The following is a 23,890-nucleotide window of genomic DNA, read 5'->3' on the forward strand; positions in this document are numbered from 1 at the left end:
ATGATCCAAAGTCAACGTGATCCCCGAGCGAAGGCTCCCGCCGATAACTACGAGCCGGTCCTGACCTGGCTCAAGGACGCGATGAGCCGGGCCCTCGGGCTCGCGCCGGCGCGCATCGACCCCAACACGCGCTTTCGCGAGTTCGGCCTCGACTCCGAGCAGATCACTGCCCTGGTCGCGCGCCTCGCCAGCCACATCGGTCACGCGCTCTCGCCGGTCGCGCCCTGGGAGCACCCGACCCCGCTCGCGCTCGCGCAGCACGCCGTCGCCGTTCAAAACAACCGCGCGCCCACGACCAGCGGCGCCAACCTCGGCGGACGCGGGCCCGGGCTCGGCGCCTCGATGAGCACCGAGGCGATCGCGATCGTCGGGATCGGCTGTCGCCTGCCCGGCAGCGTGTCCAACCCCGAGCAGCTGTGGGACCTGCTGCGCAACCGCGGCAACGCGGTCAAGCAGGTCCCGACCGACCGCTGGGACGTCAAGGACTACCTCGACGTCGACCGGGCCGCGCCGGGCAAGATGACCACCCGCTGGGGCGGGTTCCTCGACCAGGTCGATCAGTTCGACGCGACCTTTTTTGGCGTCTCGCCGCGCGAGGCCCAGCAGATGGACCCGCAGCAGCGCCTCGGGCTCGAGCTGTCGTGGGAGGCCTTCGAGGACGCGGGCATCGATCCCCTCGGGCTGCGCGGGAGCAACGTCGGCGTGTTCGTCGGCGCGATGTGGTGCGACTACGCGCGCCTGAGCTCCGACGACCCGACGATCATCGATCAGCACACGGGGACCGGGGCCGACACCTCGATCATCTCGGGCCGCATCTCCTACACCCTCGGGCTCGAGGGCTCGAGCCTCACGGTCAACACCGCGAGCTCGAGCTCGCTGGTCGCGGTCCACCTCGCGTGCCAGAGCCTGCGCGCCGGCGAGACGACCATGGCCGTCGCCGGCGGCATCAACTTGATCATCACGCCCCACGGCTCGGTCGTGATGACCAAGCTCGGGACCCAAAACCCCGCCGGTCAGTGCCGGGCCTTCGACGCGGGCGCCAACGGCTACGTCCGGGCCGAGGGCGGCGGGCTCGTCGTGCTCAAGCCGCTCAGCCGCGCGATCGCCGACGGCGACCGGATCTATTGTTTGATCCGCGGCAGCGCGGCCAACAACGACGGCTTCTCCAACGGCCTGACCGCGCCCAACCCCAAGGCCCAAGAGTCGGTCCTGCGCGCGGCCCTGGCCAACGCCCACGTCGACCCGGCCACGGTCCACTACGTCGAGACCCACGGGCCCGGCACGATCCTCGGTGACCCGCTCGAAGCCAGCGCGCTCGGGGCCGTGATCGGCTCGGCCCACACCCCCGATCAGCCCCTGCGGCTCGGCTCGATCAAGACCAACATGGGCCACCTCGAGGCCGCGGCGGGCATCGCCGGTCTGATGAAGACCGCGCTCTCGCTCTACCACCGGATGCTCGTGCCCAACCTGCACTTCGAGCAGCCCAACCCGCACATCCCCTTCGACCAGCTCCGGCTCCAGGTCCAGACCGAGGTCGAGGGCTGGCCGGTCGCCGACCAGGTCCCGCGCGCGGGCGTCAGCTCCTTCGGCTTCGGCGGCTCCAACTGCCACACCGTGCTCGAGGCCGCGCCCAAGTCCGAGGCGCTGCTGCTCCCGCTCGGCTCGGTCACCGCCGCGGGCCTGCGCCGTCAGGTCCTCGCGGCCCTCGACTTCGCGTTCGAGCTCAGCACCTGGAACGAGACCGCGGCCCTGTGCCGGGCGCTGTCCGAGCGGACCGGGCCCGGCAGCCACCGGGTCAGCTTGATGCTCAACGCGCCCGAGCAGCTGATCGACGGGCTCTCGGGCCTGCTCGCCGGGGGCCTGCGCAGCCTCGAGCCCGCGCCCGAGCGGCCGCGGGTGGTGTTCGTGTGCTCGGGCCACGGCTCGCAGTGGCTGGGCATGGCCCGGACGCTGCTGCTCGGCGAGCCGGTGTTCCGCGGCGCGCTCGAGGCCGTCGACCGCGAGGTCCAGAGCCTCGCCGGGTGGTCGGTGATCGACGAGCTCCTCGCCGACAGCATCCGCTCGCGCCTCGACAACGCCGAGGTCGTCCAGGTCGTGCTGTTCTCGGTCCAGGTCTCGCTCGGCGCGCTGTGGACCTCGTGGGGCATCGAGCCCGACGCGATCGTCGGCCACAGCGTCGGCGAGATCGCGGCCGCGTACCTGGCCGGGGTGCTCTCGCTCCACGACGCCACCCGCGTGGTCGTCGAGCGCGGCCGCATCGTCGGTGAGCTCGCCGCCGGACGCGGCGCGATGCTCCAGGTCTCGCTGCCCGAGTCGATGCTGCTCGAGCGCCTCGGCGAGGCCGCCAAGGACCTGGTCATCGGGGCCCACAACAGCCCGCGCTCGACGGTGCTCTCGGGTCCGCGCCAGGCCATCGAAGACGCCGAGGCGCTGCTCGCCCAGCGCGGCGTCCGGATCCGTCGCGTCGAGATCGACTTCGCCTCGCACAGCCCCGAGATGCTGCCCCTGATCGCGCCGCTCGAGGCCGCGCTCGAAGGCATCACCCCGCGCCCGGCCAAGATCCCGATGATCTCGACGGTCCTCGTCGAGCCGATCGCCGGGCCCGAGTGCACGCCCTCGTACTGGGGCCGCAACCTCCGCAGCCCGGTCCGCTTCCGCCAGGCGATCGAGCTCCTCGCCGAGGAGGGCTCGACGACCTTCGTCGAGCTCAGCTCGCACCCGACCCTGCTCGGCTCGATCGAGCAGACCCTCGACGGGGCCAAGGGCTCGTTCACCGCCCTGCCCTCGTGCTGGCGCAACGAGGACGAGCGCGGGGCCATGCTCAAGAGCCTCTCGCGCCTGTTCGCCCTCGGCCTCGATCCCGGCTGGCCTGCGGTCTGGGCCCACGCCCCGCAGCTCGAGATGCTGCGGCCCGAGATCGCCGAGCGGATGTTCGACACGGTCGGCGTCCACGAGGTCGAGGTCTGGGAGGTCGAGAGCCGCTACCGGGTCCCGCTGCTGATCTCGGCCAAGAGCGAGATCGCCCTCCAGGCCCAGGCCGAGCGCCTCCAGGCTCACCTGCTCGAGCACCCCGACGTCACCCTCGCCGATCTCTCGCACTCGCTCGCGACCACGCGCGCGCACTTCGAGCGCCGGGCTTCGATCACCGCGCACGACATCAACAGCGCGCTCGAGGCCCTCGACGCCCTCGCCCGCGGCGACGCCAACTCCGATCCGCGCATCGTCGTGAGCGAGGCCCGGGTCGAGGGCAAGGTCGCCTTCGTGTACTCGGGCCAGGGCTCCGAGTGGCCGAACATGGCCCGGACCCTGCTGCAGATCTCCGACCGCTTCCGCGAGCAGCTCGAGGCCTGCGATCGCGCCCTGTCGATGTACGTCGACTGGTCGCTCCTCGATGTCCTCGGCGGCGTCGAGGGGGCCCCGCCGCTCGACCGCACCGACGTCATCCACCCGGTCCTGTTCGCGGTCAGCTCGGCGCTGACGACCCTGTGGCGGCTCCGGGTCGGGCTCGAGCCCGACGGCATCGTCGGCCACGGCGTCGGCGAGCTGACCGCGGCCTACGTCGCCGGCGCCCTGAGCCTCGACGACGCCTGCAAGATCATCGCCCTGCGGGGCCGCGCGCTCGGACGCCTGACCGGCCGCGGGACCGTCGCCGTCGTCCCGCTCCCGCCGGCCGAGCTCGACCCCCACCTCAAGCGCTGGGGCGAGCGGGTGACGATCTGCGCCCACGACGGCCCGGGCGCGACCCTCCTCGCCGGCGAGCCCGACGTGATCGACACCCTGGTCGCGGAGATCGAGTCGGCCCGGCGCCTGCCGATCGACTACGCCCCCGCGACGACCCAGATCGAGACCGTCCGCGACGAGATCCTCGCGGCGCTCGAGGGCATCGCGCCGCGGGCCGTGGCCACGACGCTGTACTCGACGGTCCGGGCCGAGAAGCTCGTCGGCCGCGAGCTCGACGCCGAGTACTGGTACCGCAACGTGCGGATGCGGACCCGCTTCGCCGACACGATCGAGAAGATGCTGGCCGACGGCTACCGCTTCTTCATCGAGGTCAGCCCCGACGCGATGCTGCGCGAGGCGCTCGAGGCCTGCCTGGCCAAGGCCGACGTGGTCGGCGTCGCCGTCGACTCGCTCGCGCGCGGCGAGGGCGGGCCGATGCGGCTGATGCGTTCGCTCGGCGAGCTCCACACCCGCGGGCTCGAGATCGACTGGCACAAGATCTCGGTCGGGCGTCGGGTCACGCTCCCGACCTACGCGTTCCAGCGCAACCGCTTCTGGGTCGAGACCGCTCCGAAGCAGCGACCGGTGGCCGACGCCGTCCGCGCCCAGCTCCCGGCCGCCGACGCCGGGTTCTGGAGCGCGATCGAGTCCGGCGATCTCGACACCCTCGCCAACGCGCTCAACATCGCCGACGACGCCCACCGCGGCTCGCTCGAGTCGCTGCTCCCGGCCCTGACCACCTGGCGCCGCAACCACCAGGAGCGGACCACGCTCAACGCCTGGCGCTACCGGGTCGAGTGGAAGCCCGCCCCGACCCCACCGACGCTCGGCAACCTCACGGGCACGTGGCTGATCGTCAGCGCGTCCGAGCCCGAGGATCCCGAGGTCATCGAGATCATCTGTCAGGGCATCTCCGGGGCCGGCGGCACGGTCGTGCGCGTGCCCGTCGACGAGGACGAGCCCGACCGCGAGGACGTGACCAACCGGCTGCTGCGCGCGAAGCTCGACGGCGCCGCGCCGCGCGGGGTGATCTCGCTCCTGGCCCTGGTCGAGGAGCCGATGGCCGAGCAGCCGATGCTGCCCGGCGGCCTCGCCCTCAACCTCGTGCTCACGCAGTCGCTGGGCGACGCGGGGATCGAGGCGCCGCTGTGGCTCCTGACCTCGAGCGCGATCTCGATCGGCCGCGCCGACACCCTCTCGCACCCGCTCCAGGCGATGGCCTGGGGCTTCGGCCGGGTGGCCGCGCTCGAGCACCCCGATCGCTTCGGCGGGCTCGTCGATCTGCCCGCGCAGCTCGACCTCAAGGCCACCCGCCGCCTGCTCGCGATCTTGAGCAACGAGGCGCGCGAAGATCAGCTCGCGATCCGCAACACTGGCGTGTTCGTCCGTCGGCTCGTGCGCGCGCCGCTGACCGACCTCAGCGACCACAAGCCGTGGAAGCCGCGCGGGACCATCCTGGTCACGGGCGGGACCGGGACCCTCGGCGCTCGCGTGACCCGGTGGTTGGCCGCGGCCGGGGCCGAGCACCTGGTCCTGACCAGCGGCCACGGCCCCGACGCCGAGCTCATGGAGCTCGGCACCCGGGTCTCGCTGGTCGCCTGCGACACCACCGACCGCGAGGCCGTCGCAACCTTGCTCGATCAGCTCGACGCCGAGGGCGAGGATCTGACCGCGGTCATCCACGCCGACGGCGTCGCCCAGACGACCTCGATCAACGAGACCTCCCTCGACGAGCTCGTCCGCGTGGCCGGGGCCAAGGTGTCCGGGGCCCGCTACCTCCACGAGCTCCTCAAAGACCACGACCTCGACGCGTTCATCACCTTCTCGTCGATCGCCGGGGTCTGGGGCAGCGGCCGCCAGGCGGTCTACGCGGCCGCCAACGCCTACCTCGACGCGTTCATCGAGCACCGCGCGAGCCTCGATCTGCCCGCGGTCTCGGTCGCCTGGAGCGCCTGGGCCAGCGGCAGCTCCGACGACGCCTCGCAGCACGAGCTGCGCCGGCGCGGGCTCGAGCCGATGGATCCCAAGCTCGCGATCCAGGCCCTGCAGCAGGGCCTCGACCACGGCGACGTCAACATGATCGTCGCCGACATCGACTGGGGCCGGTTCACGCCGAGCTTCGCGGCCGCGCGCCCGCGCCCGCTGCTCGACGACATCGCCGAGGCCCAGGCCGCCCTCGACACGAGCGACAGCTCGTCCGAGCCCGACGAGGCCCGGCTGCTCGCGCGCCTCCGCGGGCTGTCCGAGAGCGAGCGCCTCCGCGCCCTCGTCAACCTCGTGCTCGGCGAGACCGCCGCGGTCCTCGGCTACCACGACGCCTCGCGCCTCGACGCCCACACCGGCTTCGTCGACCTCGGGCTCGACTCGCTGATGGCCGTCGAGGTCCGCCGTCGGCTCCAGCGCGACACCGGCCTGAGCCTCCCGGCGACCCTCGCCTTCGATCACCCCTCACCCCAGCACGTGGCCAACTTCCTGCTCGAGGGCCTGGCCCCGGCCCTCGGCATGGCCGCCGAGCTCGGCGACGATCGCCGCGCCCAGGACGACGCGGCCCCGAGCCACGAGCCGATCGCGATCATCGGCGTCGGCCTCCGGATGCCCGGCGAGATCGTCGATCTGCGCTCGCTGTGGGAGTTCCTCTCCGCCGGGCGCGAGGCCGTCGGCCCCCTGCCCTCCACGCGCTGGAACGTCGAGGAGTTTTACGACCCCGACCCCGAGTCCAAGGGCCACAGCTACGTCCGCGAGGGCTCGTTCCTCGACGAGATCGATCAATTCGATCCGGCCTTCTTCGGCATCAGCCCGCGCGAGGCCAAGAACATCGACCCCCAGCACCGGATGCTGCTCGAGGCCGGGTGGCAGGCGCTCGAGAGCGCGGGCGTGGTCCCGAGCTCGCTGCGCGACTCGCTGACCGGCGTGTTCGTCGGGCTCGGGCCCAGCGACTACGACCACCTCCGCCAGGGCCCCGGCGAGGCCTACACCTTCACCGGCACCCAGACCTCCTTCGCCGCCGGTCGGCTCGCCTTCACCCTCGGCCTCCAGGGGCCGGCGCTGGCCGTCGACACGGCCTGCTCGTCCTCGCTCGTCGCCTTTCACCTGGCCTGCAACGCCCTGCGCAACCACGAGTGCGAGCTCGCGCTCGCGGGCGGGGTCCAGATCCTCGCCGCGCCCGACGTGTTCGTGCAGCTCTCGCGGACCCGCGCGCTCGCGCCCGACGGCCGCTGCAAGACCTTCTCGGCCAACGCCAACGGCTACGGCCGCGGCGAGGGCGTGATCGTGTTCTCGCTCGAGCGCCTGTCCGACGCGCGCAAGAACGGCCACGAGGTCCTCGCGCTCGTGCGCGGGACCGCCGTCAACCACGACGGGGCCAGCAGCGGGATCACGGCGCCCAACGGGACCTCGCAGCAAAAGCTGCTCCGCCAGTGCCTCGAGGACGCCCAGCTCGCGCCCGCCGACATCGACTACGTCGAGTGCCACGGGACCGGGACCTCGCTCGGCGATCCGATCGAGGTCCAGGCCCTCGCCGCGGTCTACGGTGAAGGCCGCCCGCCCGACCGGCCGCTGCTGCTCGGCGCGATCAAGACCAACATCGGCCACCTCGAGGCCGCGGCCGGGCTCGCCGGCGTCGCCAAGCTCGTCGCCTGCCTCCAAAACGACGCGACCCCGGCCACGCTCCACACCAAGCCCCGCAACCCCCACATCGACTGGCAGAGCCTCTCGGTCGACGTCGTCGACGGCCATCGGCCGTGGCTGCCGCGCGAGCACGGGCCCCCGCGCCGCGCGGGCGTGTCGTCCTTCGGCATGTCCGGGACCAACGCCCACGCGATCCTCGAGGCCGCGCCGGCCGACGACACCCACGTGATCGCGCCAGAGATGCCGACCCCGCCGGAGCTGCCGCTGGTGCTCTCGGGCCGGACCAAGGTCGACCTCGTCGCCCAGGCCAGCGCGCTGGCCAAGCACCTGCGCGAGATCGGCCCCGAGCTCGACTGGCAGGTCTCGGCCCTCGACCTCGGCTACTCCCTCGCTACCACGCGGACCCACTTCCAGAGCCGCCTCGCGCTGACGATCGACAGCGACGCGCCCGCCGATCTGATCATCGACGTGCTCGACAACTTCGCCAAGTCCGGCGCCGAGCCGCGCGACGGCGCGATGACGCCCCGCGACCACCGCAAGGGCAAGCTCGCGTTCATGTTCACCGGCCAGGGCGCCCAGCGCCCGGGCATGGGCCGCGAGCTCTACAACCGCTACCCGACCTTCCGCGACGCCCTCGACACCGTCTGCGCCCACCTCGACCGCCACCTCGATCGGCCGCTGTTCGAGCTGATGTTCTCCGAGCCCGACACCGCCGAGGCCGCGCTGCTCAACCAGACCGGCTACACCCAGCCGGCTCTGTTCGCGCTCGAGGTCGCGCTCTACCGGCTGTGGAACGCCTGGGGCGTGACCCCCGACATCCTCATCGGTCACTCGATCGGCGAGCTCGCGGCCGCCCACGTCGCCGGGGTGCTCTCGATCGAAGACGCGTGCACGCTCGTCGCCGCCCGCGGCCGCCTGATGCAGGCCCTGCCCGAGGGCGGCGCGATGGTCTCGCTCCAGGCCGGCGAAGACGAGGTCCGCCCGCTGCTCGACGCGCGCATCAGCATCGCCGGCATCAACGGCCCGATGGCGATCGTCATCTCCGGCGAGGAGCAGGCCGCGGCCGACATCTCCGCCCACTTCGAGGCCATGGGCCGCAACGTCCTGCGCCTGTCGGTCAGCCACGCGTTCCACTCGCCGCGGATGGAGCCGATGATGGACGAGTTCCGGCGGATCGCTAGCCGGCTCGACTTCAAGCCGCCGAAGATCCCGATCGTGTCCAACGTGACCGGCGAGCGCGCCACCTCCGACGAGCTGACCTCGCCCGACTACTGGGTCCGCCACATCCGCTCGGCCGTGCGCTACCTCGACGGCGTCCACACCCTCGAGGCCGAGGGCGTGACGACCTTCGTCGAGCTCGGACCCCACGCGGTGCTCTCGGGCATGACCCCGCCCTGCCTGTCCGACAAGGCCCTGCGCCAGGCGGTCGTGCTCCCGACCCTGCACAAGCGCAAGCCCGAGGTCGAGACCCTCAACATGGCCGTCGCCGGGCTCCACGTCCACGGCTACGAGCTCGACTGGGAGGCCTTCTTCGCCCCCTTTGGGCCCAAGCGCATGGGCCTGCCGACCTACGCCTTCCAGCGTCAGCGCTACTGGATCGATCGCAGCGAGACCCGCGCGGCCGACGTCAGCTCGGCGGGCTTGACCGACGCCGAGCACCCGCTGCTCGGCGCCGCGATCCGCCTCGCCGACTCCGACGGCGTGCTGTTCACGAGCCGGATCGCCCTCGCCGAGCACCCCTGGCTCGCGAGCCACGTGGTCTTCGACGCGGCCTTGCTGCCGGGCACCGCGTTCTTGGAGCTCGCCCAGGTCGCGGCCCTGCGCGTCGGCCTCGATCGCGTCGACGAGCTCACGATCGAGCGCCCGCTCGCGCTCCCGAGCAAGGGCGGCGTGCTGATCCAGCTCTCGGTCGGGTCGCCCGACGAGGCTGGCAGCCGCGCGCTGACCTTCTTCACCCGGGCCGAGACCGAGCGCGACGCGCCGTGGCGGCGCCACGCCTCGGGCTTCATCGGTCAGGGCCCGCGGATCGCCGACTTCGATCTTCACTCGTGGCCGCCGCCGGGCGCCGAGCCGATCAACCTCGGGCCCGACGCGCGCACGGCCTACGCGACCCTCGACGAGGCCGGGCTCGCCTACGGCCCCGACTTTCGCGGGCTCGTGCGCGCCTGGACCCACGGCAACGAGCTCCTCGTCGAGGTCAAGCTGCCCGAGCGTCCGGCCCGCAACGCCGATCGCTTCGGCCTCCACCCCGCGCTGCTCGACGCCGCCTTGCACCCGCTGGTCCTGCAGTACCTCGACCACGACAGCGACGCCGTCCAGCTGCCGGTCAGCTGGGAGGGCGTCGAGCTCTACGCGACCAGCACGACGGCGCTGCGCGTCCGCTTCACCCCCAAGCAGAGCGAGGGCGCCGTCAGCATCGCGATCGCCGACGCCGCTGGCGAGCCGGTCGCCTTCATCGAGACCCTCGTCACCCGCCCGGCCGCGGCCGAGCACGTCCGCGAGGCCCTGGTCTCGCAGCGCTTTGACGGGCTCTACGCCGTCGAGTGGTCGATCCCTCTCGACACCGGCGCCGTCGACTCGGCCGGGCGCTGGGCGATCGTCGGTGACGACGGCGGCATCGAGCTGGCCGACACGCTCTCGCGCGCCTCGGTCGATGTCAGCGAGTACCCTCGCCTCGACGCGATCGTCGACGAGCTCGACAAGCGCAAGCCCGCGCCCGAGGTCGTGCTCGTCCCGTGGTTCCAGGCCGACGCCGCCGCCGATCCCTACACCTCGACCCACCGGGCCCTGGCGCTGCTCCAGACCTGGCTCGGCGACTCGCGCTTCGTCGACAGCCGGCTGATCTTCCTGACCCGCCGCGCGGTCTCGACCGAGACCCGCGAGGACGTCCGCGATCTCGCTGCGGCGCCGCTGTGGGGGCTCGTGCGCACGGCCCAGGTCGAGAACGCCGACCGCTCGCTGACGATCGTCGATCTCGACGACGAAGAGGTCTCGCTGTGGGCCCTGCCCGCCGCCCTCGCTTGCGACGAGCCCCAGCTGGCCCTGCGCGAGGGGATGATGCTGGCCCCGCGCCTGGCCCGGCCCCCGGCGCTCGATCAGCTGACCCCGCCGACCGGGTCCGCGACCTGGCACCTGGCGGTCTCGACCAAGGGGACCCTCGACAACCTGATGCTCGACGAGTGGCCCCAGGCGATGGGCCCGCTCGGACCCGACGAGGTCCGGGTGGCCGTGCGCGCGGCCGGGCTCAACTTCCGCGACGTGCTCAACGCCCTGGGCATGTACCCGGGCGAGGCGGGGGAGCTGGGCATCGAAGGCGCCGGCCTGGTCACCGAGCTCGGCTCGCGGGTTCGGCACCTCGCGGTTGGCGACCGGGTGATGGGGATGATGCCCGCGGCGTTCGGGCCGGTCACGGTGACCGACAGCCGCGTGATCACCAAGATCCCCGAGCACTGGAGCTTCGAAGAGGCCGCGACCGTACCGATCGTGTTCCTGACCGCCTACTACGCCCTCGTCGGGCTCGGCAAGCTCGAGCGTGGGCAGAAGGTCCTGATCCACGCCGCGACCGGCGGCGTCGGGATGGCCGCGACCCAGCTCGCCCGCCACCTCGGCGCCGAGGTGTTCGGGACCGCGAGCGAGCCCAAGTGGCCGACCGCCCGCGAGCTCGGCTACGACGAAGCTCACCTCGCGAGCTCGCGGACCCTCGGCTTCGAGCAAAAATTCTTGTCCGCGACCGGGGGCCGCGGCGTCGACCTCGTGCTCGACAGCCTCGCCCACGAGTACGTCGACGCGTCGTTGCGCCTCCTGCCCGAGGGCGGCCACTTCCTCGAGATGGGCAAGACCGACGTCCGCGACCCCGCGCGCGTCGCCGCCGACTACCCGGGCGTCGAGTACCAGGCGTTCGATCTGATGGTGCTCGACCCCGAGCTCATCCAGGCGATGTTCACCAAGCTCAGCAAGCTGTTCGAAGACGGGGCCCTCAAGCCGCTCCCGACCACGGTCTGGGACATCCGCAAGGCCCCCGACGCGTTCCGCTTCGTCAGCCAGGCCAAGCACGTCGGCAAGGTCGTGCTCGAGCTCCCGCGCGGCTTCGACCCCGACGGGACCGTGCTGATCACCGGCGGCACCGGGGCCCTCGGCACGATGGTCGCCAAGCACCTGATCGAGCGTCACGGCGCGCGTCACCTGCTCCTGGTCTCGCGCCGGGGCCAAGACTCGCCCAACGCCAAGCACCTCGGCGTCGAGCTCGAGCTGCTCGGCGCCCAGGTCGAGTTCGCCGCCTGTGACGTCGCCGAGCGCGAGTCCCTCGCCCGAGTGATCGACGCGATCCCGGCCGCGCACCCCTTGACCGCCGTGTTCCACACCGCGGGCGTGCTCGACGACGGCGTGCTCCCCTCGCTCGACGCCGAGCGCATCGACAAGGTCTTCCGGCCCAAGGTCGGCGCCGGGACCGTGCTCCACGAGGTGACCGCGGACCGGGAGCTCAGCGCCTTCGTGCTGTTCTCGTCGATCGTCGGCGTGATGGGCAACGCCGGTCAGGCCAGCTACGCGGCCGCCAACGCCTACCTCGACGCGCTCGCCAGCCACCGCCACGCCCGCGGGCTCCCGGCGACGAGCCTCGCGTGGGGCCCCTGGGGCGGTGAGGGCATGGCCGCGCGCCTGTCCGACGCGGATCGGGCCCGCATGCGTCGCCGCGGTCTGGTCGCGCTCGCGCCCGTCGACGGGCTCGCACTGCTCGACACCGCCCTCGGGCGCCCGGACCCGATGCTGGTCCCCGCCCACCTCGACACCAGCGCGGTCGCGACCCAGTCCGAGGCCCCGCCGACGATGCTCCGGGGCATGGTCCGCGCGGCGCCGCGACCACGGGCGGCGATCGCGACCGGGGCGACCACGGTGACCCTCGAGCAGCGCCTCGCCGCGCTGCCCGAGGTCGACCGCGAGCGCGCGGTCCTCGACCTCGTGCGCACGGAGATCGCCTCGGTCCTCGACCTCGGGCGGCCCGAGAGCCTCGGCCCCGATCGTCCGCTCAAGGATTTGGGCCTCGACTCGCTCGTCGCCGTCGAGCTGCGCAACCGCCTCCAGGCGGTCACGGGCATGCGGCTGCCCTCGACCTTGCTCTTCGACTACCCAACGTCGGGGGCGCTGGCCAAGATGATCCGCGAGGAGCTCAACCTCGATCAGGCGGTCGCGGTCGCGATCAGCTCGCCGATCAACAACGAGATCGACCGGCTCGAGACCATGGTCCGGGCGATGTCCGACGCGGATCTGGAGCGCTCGGGCGTGAGCGCGCGGCTGCGCAAGCTCGTGGCCCCCTTCATGGATGAGTCGGAGCTCAACCAAGGCGGCGAGGCGAAGGCAGAGGAGTTCGCCGGCGTGAGCGACGACGAGCTGTTCGACATGATCGACAGCGAGATCAAGGGGATGAGTTGATGAGCGAGGCGGGGGAGCAGAAACTTCGCGCATACCTCGAACGAGCGACCACCGCACTTCGTCAGACCAAACAACGCCTCGAGCAGCTCGAGGCCAAACACAGCGAGCCGATCGCGATCGTCGGCATGGCCTGCCGCTTCCCCGGCAAGGTCGACACGCCCGCGCAGCTGTGGGAGCTGCTCGATCAGGGCCGCGACGCGGTCACGCCCTTCCCCACCGACCGCGGCTGGGCCCTCGACGGGCTCTACGATCCCGACCCCAACAAGGTCGGCACGACCTACACCCGTGGCGGCGGCTTCCTCGATCATCCCGGGCTGTTCGACCCCGCCTTCTTCGGCCTCAGCCCCCGCGAGGCCGCCGCGATCGACCCCCAGCAGCGGCTGCTGCTCGAGCTGTCCTGGGAGGTGCTCGAGCGCGCGGGCATCGTTCCCAAGTCGCTCTACGAGAGCAACACGGGGGTGTTCGTCGGGGTCTGCTACGACGACTACCTGAGCCTCGCGCCCGCGGTCGCAGAGGACGGCTACGCGACCCTCGGCAATCTCTACAGCATCAGCTCCGGGCGCATCGCCTACACCCTCGGCCTCCAGGGCCCCGCGCTGACCGTCGACACGGCCTGCAGCACCTCCCTGGTCACGCTCCACCTCGCTTGCCAGGCGCTGCGCAAGGGTGAGTGCGACCTCGCGCTCTCCGGCGGCGCCACGACCTTCTCGACGCCCGAGCCGCTGCTGTCCTTCTCGCGGCTCAAGACCCTGGCCCCCGACGGCCGCTGCAAGGCCTTCTCGGCCGAGGCCGACGGCGCGGGCTGGGCCGAGGGCGCGGGCATGCTCGTGCTCGAGCGGCTCAGCGACGCCCAGCGCAACGGTCATCGGGTCCTGGCGGTGATCCGTGGCTCGGCGATCAACCAAGACGGCCGCAGCCAGGGCTTGACCGCGCCCAACGGGCCCTCGCAGCAGCGGGTGATCCGGGCGGCGCTGGCCAACGCCGGGCTGAGCGCCGCCGACGTCGACGCGGTCGAGGCCCACGGGACCGGGACCCGGCTCGGCGATCCAATCGAGGCTCACGCGATCCAGGCCACCTACGGCCGCGCGCATACCCGCGAGCGGCCCCTGTGGCTGGGCTCGATCAAGTCGAATTTCGGCCACACCCAGGCCGCAGCCGGGGTCGCCGGGGTCATGAAGTTGGTGCTTGGCATGGAGCACGGGCGCCTGCCCAAGACCCTCCACGCCGACGAGCCCTCGGCGCAGATCGACTGGGACGACGGGACCGTCGCGCTCGCGCACGAAGCCCGAGCGTGGCCCCGCGGTGACCAGCCGAGGCGCGCGGGCGTGTCGTCCTTCGGGATCTCGGGCACCAACGCCCACGTGATCATCGAGGAGCCGCCAGCGGTCGAAGCGGTCGCGGTCGACAGGTCGAGCGCGGCCCCGCCCCCGGTCTGTATCCTGCCGATCTCCGCCAAGACGCCGACCGCTACCCGAGCCCAGGCCAGGCGCCTCGCCGCTTGGCTGGCCAAGCACGACGAGCTCGCGCTCACCGAGCTCGGCAGCGCGCTGGTCACGACCCGCACCCAATTCGCGCACCGCGCCGCGGTCGTGGCGACAACCCACCAGCAAGCGCGGCTCGCCCTCGAAGCCTTCGCGGGTGGCTCGACGCCGAACGACATGGTTGAGGGCAGGGTCCAGACCGAGGCTCGACTCGCGGTCCTGTTCACGGGCCAGGGCAGCCAACGCCCGGGCATGGGCCGCGAGCTCTATCAGTCCTACCCGGTCTTCCACGACGCCTTCGATCGGGTCTGCGCCCACTTCGACGTCGACCTCGACCACCCCCTGCGCGAGATCGTGTTCGCCGAGCCCGGGTCTCTGGCCGCGGCCCGCCTCGATCAGACCCGCTACACCCAGCCCGCGCTGTTCGCCGTCGAGGTCGCGCTCTTTCGCCTGTTCGAGTCGTGGGGGGTCCGGCCCGCGCTGCTCCTCGGCCACTCGATCGGTGAGCTCGTCGCGGCCCACGTCGCCGGGGTCTTCTCGCTCGCCGACGCGTGCAAGCTCGTCGAGGCGCGCGCGCGCCTGATGCAGGCGCTGCCCGAGGGCGGGGCGATGGTCTCGATCCAGGCGTCCGAGCAGGAGCTCCGTGACGCGATCGGCGACGATCGCGATCGAGTGAACATCGCCGGGCTCAACGGGCCGCTGTCGACGGTGATCTCCGGCGATGAGGAGCCGACGCTGGCGATCGCGCGGCGCTTCGACGCCCGCGCTCGCAAGACCCGGAGGCTGAGGGTCAGCCACGCCTTTCACTCGCCGCGCATGGAGCCGATGCAGGCCGAATTCTCGCGCATCGCGGCGACGCTGGAGTATCGGCCCCCGACGATCCCGATCGTCTCCAATGTCACCGGCGAGCTCGCGAGCGCGGATGAGCTGACGTCCCCCGAGTATTGGGTCCGCCAGCTTCGGCAGCCGGTGCGCTTCCTCGACGCGGTTCGGACCCTCGAGGCCGCGGGGGTCTCGGCGATGCTCGAGCTCGGACCGCAGGGGACCTTGACCGGGATCGCGAGCGGATGCCTCTCGGACTCGGGCGCCGATCTCATCGCGCGGATCTCCTCGCTGCGCCCGGATCGCGCTGAGCCCGAGTCGCTCGCGGCGGCGCTCGGGCGTCTGCACTGCGCGGGCGAGACCCTCGACTGGTCGACGCTGTTTGGGCCGGCCCGGGCCCCGGCCGTCGAGCTCCCCACCTACCCCTTCGAGCGCGAGCGACACTGGCTCGACGCCGGGTCTCGGCCCGCCGATCTCGGCTCCGCAGGGCTGCGCGGCGCCGACCATCCGATGCTGGGCGCGATCGTGGCCCTCGCCGACGTCGACGCGCTGCTGATCACCGGCAACATCTCGACCGCGACCCACCCCTGGCTCGCCGACCATGTGGTGTTCGGGCGCACGATCGTGCCCGGGGCCGCGTTCGTCGAGCTCGCGCGCGCGGCCGCCGAGCGGGTCGGGCTCGACGTCGTCGACGAGCTGACCCTCGCGGCGCCGCTCGAGCTCAGCGAAGGCCAGGCCGCCTCGCTACAAATCTACGTCGGCGAGCCCGACGACGGCGGGCGTCGTTCGATCTCGATCCACTCGCGCAGCGAGGCCGACGACGGTCAGAGCTGGACCCGGCACGCTCACGGCGTGCTCGGGGCGGCGACGCGATCGGTGTCCGACGAGCTCCTCGCCTGGCCGCCCGCGGACGCCGAAGCGATCGATCTCGCCGACGCCCACGAGCGCCTCGGCGCCCGCGGGCTCGTCTACGGCCCCGCCTTTCGGGGCCTGACCGCCGCGTGGCGCCGCGGCGACGATCGCTTCGTCGAGCTTCACCGCCCGGACGCCGCCACCGACGCCGAGCGCTACGGCATCCACCCGGCGCTGCTCGACGCGGTCCTGCATGTTCTCGCCCTCGATGAGTCCTTGCCTGAGGGCCGGGCGCCGCTGCCCTTCTCGTGGGCGGGGGTCCGCGTCGAGGCGGTCGGCGCCTCGGTCCTCCGCGCGCGGCTTTGCCCGAGCGAGGGCGCGGTCTCGCTGGTCCTCGCCGACGGTGACGGCAGGGCCCTCGCCTCAGTCGAGCGCCTCGCCCTGCGCCCCGTCTCGGCCCCCGAGCTGAGCTCGGCGGCGAGCCCTCGTGTCGAGCACCTCTATGACCAACGCTGGGTCGCCCTCGAGCTCGACGACACCGACACCGACACCAAGATCGACTGGGTGACGATCGGGTCGGGTGCCGGGGTCCACATCGCCCACGCGACGGCCCACGCGAGCCTCGACTCGGTGCTCGCCCAGACCGAGCTCCCCTCGATCATCCTCGCGAACTTCGTGGAGGCCGAGGACGATCCCCTCGCCAACACGACCCGCGCGCTCGAGCTCATCCAGCGCTGGCAGGCGGAGCCGCGCCTCGACGGCAGCGCGCTCGCGTTCCTGACTCGCGGCGCCGTGGCCACCGACGAGAGCGAGGGCGTCCACAGCCTCGCGACCGCCCCGCTGTGGGGCCTCGTTCGCAGCGCCCAGCTCGAGCTCCCCGACGCGCGCCTCTCGATCATCGATCTCGCTGACAGCGAGGCCCCGGCCACGCTCGCGGCGGCGATCGCAGCCGGCCACGCACAGATCGCGGTTCGGCGCGGTCGCCTGAGCACCCCCCGCCTGGTCCGCGCGTCGACCGACGCGCTCACGCCCCCGCCGGGCCGCGCGTGGCACCTCGCGGTCGCGGCCCGGGGCTCGCTCGACGGCGTCGAGCTGGCCCCGCGTCCCGAGGCCGAGGCGCCGCTCGAGCCCGACCAGGTCCGGATCGCGGTCCGCAGCGCGGGGCTCAACTTCCGCGACGTGCTCAACGTCTTGGGCATGTATCCCGGCGAGGCCGGCCCGCTCGGGCTCGACGGCGCTGGCGTCGTGATCGAGCTCGGCAGCGCGGTCACGGACCTCGAGCTCGGTGACCGCGTCATGGGCATGTTCCCGGCCGCGTTCGGCCCGCTCGCGATCGCCGACCGCCGCCGGATCGCGCCGATCCCCGCGGGCTGGTCGTTCACCGACGCGGCCTCCGTCGCGGCCGTGTTCTTGACCGCCTACTACGCCCTCGTCGAGCTCGCGGAGCTCAAAGCTGGCGAGCGGATCCTGATCCACGCCGCCGCCGGGGGCGTCGGCATGGCCGCGACCCAGCTGGCCCGCCACCTCAACGCCGAGGTGTTCGGGACCGCGAGCGAGCCCAAGTGGGCCACGCTGCGCGAGCTCGGCTTCGACGAGGCTCACATCGCGAGCTCGCGCACCCTCGCGTTCGAGCCCGCGTTCATGGCCGCGACCGATCGCCGGGGCGTCGACGTCGTCCTCGACAGCCTCGCCGGCGACTTCGTCGACGCGTCCTTGCGTCTGCTCCCGCGCGGCGGTCGCTTCGTCGAGATGGGCAAGACCGACCTGCGCGAGCCCGAGGCCGTCGCAGCCGCGCACGCGGGCGTCGTCTACCAGGCCTTCGATCTGACCCAGGTCGAGCCCGAGCGGATCCAGGCCATGCTCGCCAAGCTCGTCGAGCTGTTCGAACAAGGCGCGCTGCGACCTTTGCCGCTTCGGACCTGGGATCTGCGCGCGGCTCCCGAGGCCCTGCGCTTCGTCGGCCAGGCCAAGCACATCGGCAAGGTCGTGCTGGAGATCCCCCCGACGATCGATCGGAACGGGACCGCGCTGATCACCGGCGGCACCGGGGGCCTCGGCGCCCTGCTCGCCAGGCACCTCGTCGACCGTCACCAGCTTCGTCGGCTGCTCTTGTGTTCGCGCCGCGGCGAGGCCTCTCCGGGCGCCCTCGACCTCCGCGCGTCCCTCGAGGCCGCGGGCGCGCACGTGACCATCGTCGCCTGCGACGTCGCAGACCGTGACGCGCTCGCCGAGCTGCTCGCCGAGATCCCCGCCGAGCACCCGCTGACCGCCGTGTTCCACACCGCCGGCGTCCTCGACGACGGCGCGCTCGCCTCGCTCGACGCCGACAAGCTCGCGCGCGTGTTTCGACCCAAGGTCGACGGGGCCTGGAACCTCCACGAGCTGACCCAAGACCGGGAGCTCGCCGCGTTCGTGCTCTTCTCCTCGGTCGTCGCCACCCTCGGCAACCCCGGCCAGGCCAACTACGCCGCCGCCAACGCCTGGCTCGACGCGCTCGCCGAACATCGGGTCGCGCACGGGCTGCCCGCGACCAGCCTCGGCTGGGGGCCATGGTCCGAAGGCGGGATGGCGGCGCGGCTGTCCGACGCCGAGCGCGAGCGACTCCGAGGTCGCGGGCTGGTCCCGCTGTCTCCCGACGAGGGCCTCGCGCTGCTCGACGCCGCCCTCGCCCGTCGCAGCCCCGCGCGGGTCGCCGCCCACCTCGACACGCGCGCGCTCGAGCGCGGCGAGCGAGACATCCCCTCGATGCTCCGGGGCCTGGTTCGACGCCGGGCCCAGCGACGCGCGTCGGCGAGCAGCAAGGACGGCGCCTCGGCCCTCGCGCGGCGTCTCGCGGCGACGCCCGCGATCGAGCAGGACCGAGCGCTGGTCGAGCTCGTCCGCGCGAACGCCAGCGTCGTGCTCGGCGCGCCCGCGAGCTCTCTCGATCCAGACCGGCCGCTGCAAGCGCTCGGCCTCGACTCGCTGATGGCCGTCGAGCTGCGCGGGCGCCTCCAACACGCGACGGGGCTGCGACTCCCGGCCACGCTGCTGTTCGACTACCCGACCGCGACCGCGATCGCCCGGATGCTGCGCGACGAGCTCGACCTCGACCCCAACCCCGACGCGCAGCCGCGGCCGAGCCCAGAGACCAGCCCACAGCCCTCGAAGGACAGCGCCGACGATCCCATCGCGATCGTCGGCATGGCCTGCCGCTTCCCCGGTCACGTCGAGACCCCCGAGCAGCTCTGGCAGCTGATCGTCGACGGGGTCGACGCGATCACGCCCTTCCCTCGTGAGCGTGGCTGGAGCGCAGACGAGCGCTTCAACGCCGACGCCGCCGTGCCCGGGACCCTCGCGACCCGCGGCGGTGGTTTCATCGATGGCTACGACCTGTTCGATCCCGGCTTCTTCGGGATCAGCCCACGCGAGGCCGCGGCCATGGATCCTCAGCAGCGCCTGCTGCTCGAGCTCTCGTGGGAGGCCCTCGAGCGCGCGACGATCGATCCAAGCTCCCTGCGCGAGAGCTTGACCGGCGTGTTCGTCGGCGTCTGCTACGACGACTACCTCCGCCTCGCCCCCGACGCCGAGCACGCCGAAGACGGCTACGCGACCCTCGGCAACATCGACAGCGTGGCGTCCGGCCGGATCTCGTACACGCTCGGCTTGCAGGGCCCGGCGATCACAGTCGACACCGCGTGCAGCACCTCCTTGGTGACCTTGCACCTCGCCTGTCAGGCGCTGCGCAACGGCGAGTGCGACCTCGCGCTGTCCGGCGGCGCGACGGTGTTTGCGACCCTCGATCCCTACCTCACCTTCAGTCGGCTCAAGACCCTGTCCCCCGACGGGCGCTGCAAGGCCTTCTCAGCCCAGGCCGACGGCGCCGGTTGGTCCGAAGGCGCCGGGATCCTGGCGCTCGAGCGCCTGTCCGACGCCCGCGCCAAGGGCCACCCCGTGCTCGCGCTGGTCCGGGGCTCCGCGATCAATCAAGACGGCCGCAGCCAGGGCCTGACGGCGCCCAACGGGCCCTCGCAGCAGCGCGTGATCCGGGCGGCCCTCGCCTCGGCTGGGCTGACGGCCGCGCAGGTCGACCTCGTCGAGGCTCACGGCACGGGCACCCCGCTCGGCGACCCGATCGAGGCCCAGGCCCTGCAAGCCATCTACGGCCAGGAGCACGGCGCCGCGGCGCCGCTGTGGCTCGGGTCGATCAAGTCGAACATCGGTCACGCTCAAGCGGCCGCGGGGGTCGGCGGCGTGATCAAGCTCGTGCTCGCCCTCCAGCATCGGCTGCTGCCCAAGACCCTCCACGCCGACGAGCCATCGCCACGCATCGACTGGGCCGAGGGCGGGGTCGAGCTCCTGCGCGAGGCCAGGCCGTGGACCAGCGAGGGGGCCCCGCGACGAGCCGCGGTGTCCTCGTTCGGGATCTCCGGGACCAACGCCCACGTGATCGTCGAGGAGGCGCCGACACAGGAGCGGCGCCCGGCCAGCCCCGACACGCTCGCAGCCGCGTACATGCCCCTGGTCCTCAGCGGCAAGACCGACGCGGCCGTCCGCGCCCAGGCTGCGCGGCTGCAGTCCTCGCTCGCGGACTCGCTCGTCGACACCGCCTACTCGCTGCTCACGACCCGCCCACGCCACGAGCGCGGCGCGACCATCGTCGCCGCATCGATCCAGGCCGCGCGCGACGGGCTAAACGAGCTCGCCAGCGGGCGCGGCCCGATCAGCGCGAGCGCGACCCAGCCCAAGCTCGCGGTGCTCTTCACCGGCCAGGGCGCACAGCGGCTCGGCATGGGTCGTGAGCTGCGCGAAGCCTACCCGAGCTTCCGCGCGATCTTCGACGACATCTGCGCGCGATTCGACGCGGTCCTCGACGAGCCGCTCATGCAGCTCATGTTCGCCGAGCGCGGCTCGAAGCTCGACCAGACCGCCTACACCCAGCCCGCGCTGTTCGCCCTCGAGGTCGCGCTCTTCCGCCTGTTCGAGTCGTGGGGGGTCGTGCCCGAGTTCCTGCTCGGTCACTCGATCGGTGAGCTCGCGGCCGCCCACGTCGCCGGGGTCCTGGCGCTCGACGACGCGTGCAAGCTCGTCGCGGCCCGCGGCCGGCTGATGCAGTCGCTGCCCGGCGGCGGCGCGATGATCTCGATCCAGGCGTCCGAGGACGAGCTGCTCCCGCTCCTCGCCGGCCACCCGGGCGTCGATATCGCCGGGCTCAACGGCCCGCGGTCCACGGTCGTGTCGGGCGACGAAGCCCCGGTCCTCGCCCTCGCCGCGCAGTTCGAAGCCAGGGGCCGCGAGACCAAGCGCCTGAGGGTCTCCCACGCCTTTCACTCCCACCGCATGGACGCCATGCTCGCCGACTTCGCCGAGGTCGCCGCGTCCGTCTCCTTCAACCCGCCGCGCATCCCGATCGTCTCCAACGTCTCGGGTCAGCTCGCCACCGAAGGCGAGCTGTGCGACCCAGACTACTGGGTCCGTCAGGCCCGGTCCGCCGTCCGCTTCGTCGACGGCGTCCGGGTCCTCGAAGGGCTGGGCGTCGGAGCATGGCTCGAGCTCGGGCCGCAGGGCGTGCTCTCGTCGATGGTGGCCGGCTGTCTGTCCGACCAAGGCCAGGACCACGTCGCGCTGCTGCCCGCGCTGCGCCGCGATCGGCCCGAGCCCGAGACCCTCGCGCTCGCGCTCGGCGGTCTTCACTGCCGCGGCCTCGACGTTGACTGGGGCGCCTACTTCGAGGCCTTCGACGCGCAGGTCGTCGAGCTGCCCACCTACCCCTTCCAGCGTGAGCGCCACTGGCTCGACCGTCAAAGCTCGAGGTCTCTCGCCCGGGTCGACGCCGACCAACGACTGCCCGAGGCCGCGTTTTGGGCGGCGATCGAGCGCGGCGACCTCCGCTCCTTGTCTGAGCAGCTCGCCGTCGACGAGGCCGGTCGCGCGTCGCTCGAGTCGCTGCTGCCCTCGCTCGACAGCTGGCACCAGGGCCTGCGACGCCAGGCCACCCACGCGGCGTGGCGGTATCGTGTCGAGTGGCGACCCGCGACCACTCTGACCGCCCCGGCCGCTCCGGCCGCCCCGGCCGCCCGTGGCACCTGGATCGTGGCGGTACCACAGGCGAGGCCCCGCCCAGAGCTCCTCGACGCCCTCGTCGCCGCGCTCGAGCGCCCTGGTGGCGAGGTCCTCGAGCTCCCGCTCACGCCCACCAGTTCGCGCGAGCAGCTCACCCCCGCGCTCGACCAGCTCGCCCACGGCAAGCAGATCGCGGGGGTCATCTCCCTGGCTGCGCTGGATACTCGCCCTCACGCTGACCACCTCGCGCTGCCGGTCGGGCTCGCCCACAACCTCGCGCTGATCCAGGCCTTTGGCGACACCACGATCGACGGAGCGCTCTGGCTGCTCAGCGTCGGCGCCGTGTCGGTCGCCGAGGACGACGCGCTCGAGTCCCCGGCCCAGGCGCTCAGCTGGGGCCTTGGCCGGGTGGCCTCGCTCGAGCATCCCCGGCGCTGGGGCGGCGTCATCGACCTGCCCGCGACGCTCGACACCCAAAGCGCGCGCGCGTTGGCGGCGATCTTGGCCGCGCGGGGCGAGGAAGATCAGCTCGCGCTGCGGCGCGACGGCCTCTACCAGCCACGCCTGGTGCGTGCGTCGGTGACCCCGGCCGCGCCCGGCTTCCGTGGCCGCGGCCCGGCGCTGATCTCGGGCGGCACGGGTGCCCTCGGCGCTCACGCGGCCCGATGGTTGGCCCGGCGCGGCGTCCAACACCTGGTCCTGACCAGCCGCCGAGGTCCCGATGCGCCGGGCGCCGCCGAGCTCCGGGCCGAGCTCGAGGGGCTCGGCGCGCGGGTGACGATCGCGCCTTGCGACGTCGGCGATCGCGAGCAGCTCGCCGCGCTGCTCGCCACGCTCGACGCCGAGGACGCGCGCCCCTCGACCATCGTCCACGCCGCCGGCCTCGCCGGCTCGTTCACGCCGCTGTCACAGCTGACCCTCGCCGAGTTTGAGCACACCGCAGCCGGCAAGGTCGCGGGCGCCCGCAACCTCCACGAGCTCACCCTCGGGTACGAGCTCGACGCCTTCGTGCTCTTTGCGTCGATCTCCGGGGTCTGGGGCAGCGCACGGCAGGCCGCGTACTCGAGCGCCAACGCCTACCTCGACGCCCTCGCCCTCCATCGCGCTCGCGCCGGCTCGCCGGCCACGTCGATCGCCTGGGGCCCGTGGGCCGACGGCGGCATGGCCGACGAGCGCGCCCGCGAACAGCTCGCCCGTGCCGGGCTCACGGCGATGGACCCCGCCCTCGCCATCGATGGCCTCGACCTCATCGCGGACCGCGAGACGCCGACCGCAACGGTCGTCGACGCCGACTGGTCGGTGCTGATCCCCGCCCTCGCCAGCATGCGTCGGCGTCCAGCCTTCGACGAGCTCGTGCCGCTGTCGTCGACGAGCGAGGGCGACGCCGAGGACGGGGCCGAGCCACCGCTGCTGACCCAGCTGCGCCCGCTGACCGAGCTCGATCGCCCCGACCACGCGCTCGCCGTCGTCGTCGAGCAGACCGCGGGTGTGTTGGGCTTCGCCGCAGGCTCGACCCTCGCCCCGGACGCGGGCTTCTCCGACCTCGGCCTCGACTCGTTGATGGCCGTCGAACTCCGTCAACGACTGCAATGCGCGACCGGCCTCGTCTTGCCCGCGACCCTGACCTTCGACTACCCCTCACCTGCCCGGGCCGCGCAGCTCTTGCTCGACCTGTGCGCCGACGCGTTGGCCGAGCCGAGCGCCGACACGACCGACGACACGACCGACGACGAGGAGCTGCGCAGCACGCTCCAGCGCATCCCCCTCGACGCGCTGCGCAGCTCGGGCTTGCTCGACGCGCTCCTCGATCTCGCCAGCGCACAGGCCGACGACAGCGCCGACGACGAGCCCGACTTTGATGAGCTGTCCGACGACGAGCTCCTCGACGCGGCCGACTCCTTGCTCGACGGTCTCTGAGC

At 72.7% G+C, this 23,890-nt stretch carries 2 protein-coding genes; both read left to right on the forward strand.

Annotated elements, in window-relative coordinates; genetic code table 11:
• Positions 1-12,774 (forward strand): type I polyketide synthase, encoded by a 12,774-nt coding sequence (locus ENSA5_RS15830; RefSeq protein WP_106392500.1) that lies wholly within the window; start codon positions 1-3, stop codon positions 12,772-12,774.
• A complete protein-coding gene (locus ENSA5_RS15835) occupies positions 12,771-23,888 on the forward strand; it encodes a type I polyketide synthase (RefSeq protein ID WP_444843369.1) in 11,118 nt (3,705 codons plus the stop codon). Before ENSA5_RS15830 ends, ENSA5_RS15835 begins: the two co-directional genes overlap by 4 nt.
• Positions 23,889-23,890: the final 2 nt, after the last annotated feature.

It is taken from the genome of Enhygromyxa salina, from assembly GCF_002994615.1.
In the GTDB taxonomy this organism is placed as follows: domain Bacteria; phylum Myxococcota_A; class Polyangia; order Nannocystales; family Nannocystaceae; genus Plesiocystis; species Plesiocystis salina_A.

Excerpts from the sequence above, each read along its gene's own strand:
- ENSA5_RS15830 (WP_106392500.1), top strand. The coding sequence starts at position 1 with ATGATCCAAAGTCAACGTGATCCCCGAGCGAAGGCTCCCGCCGATAAC.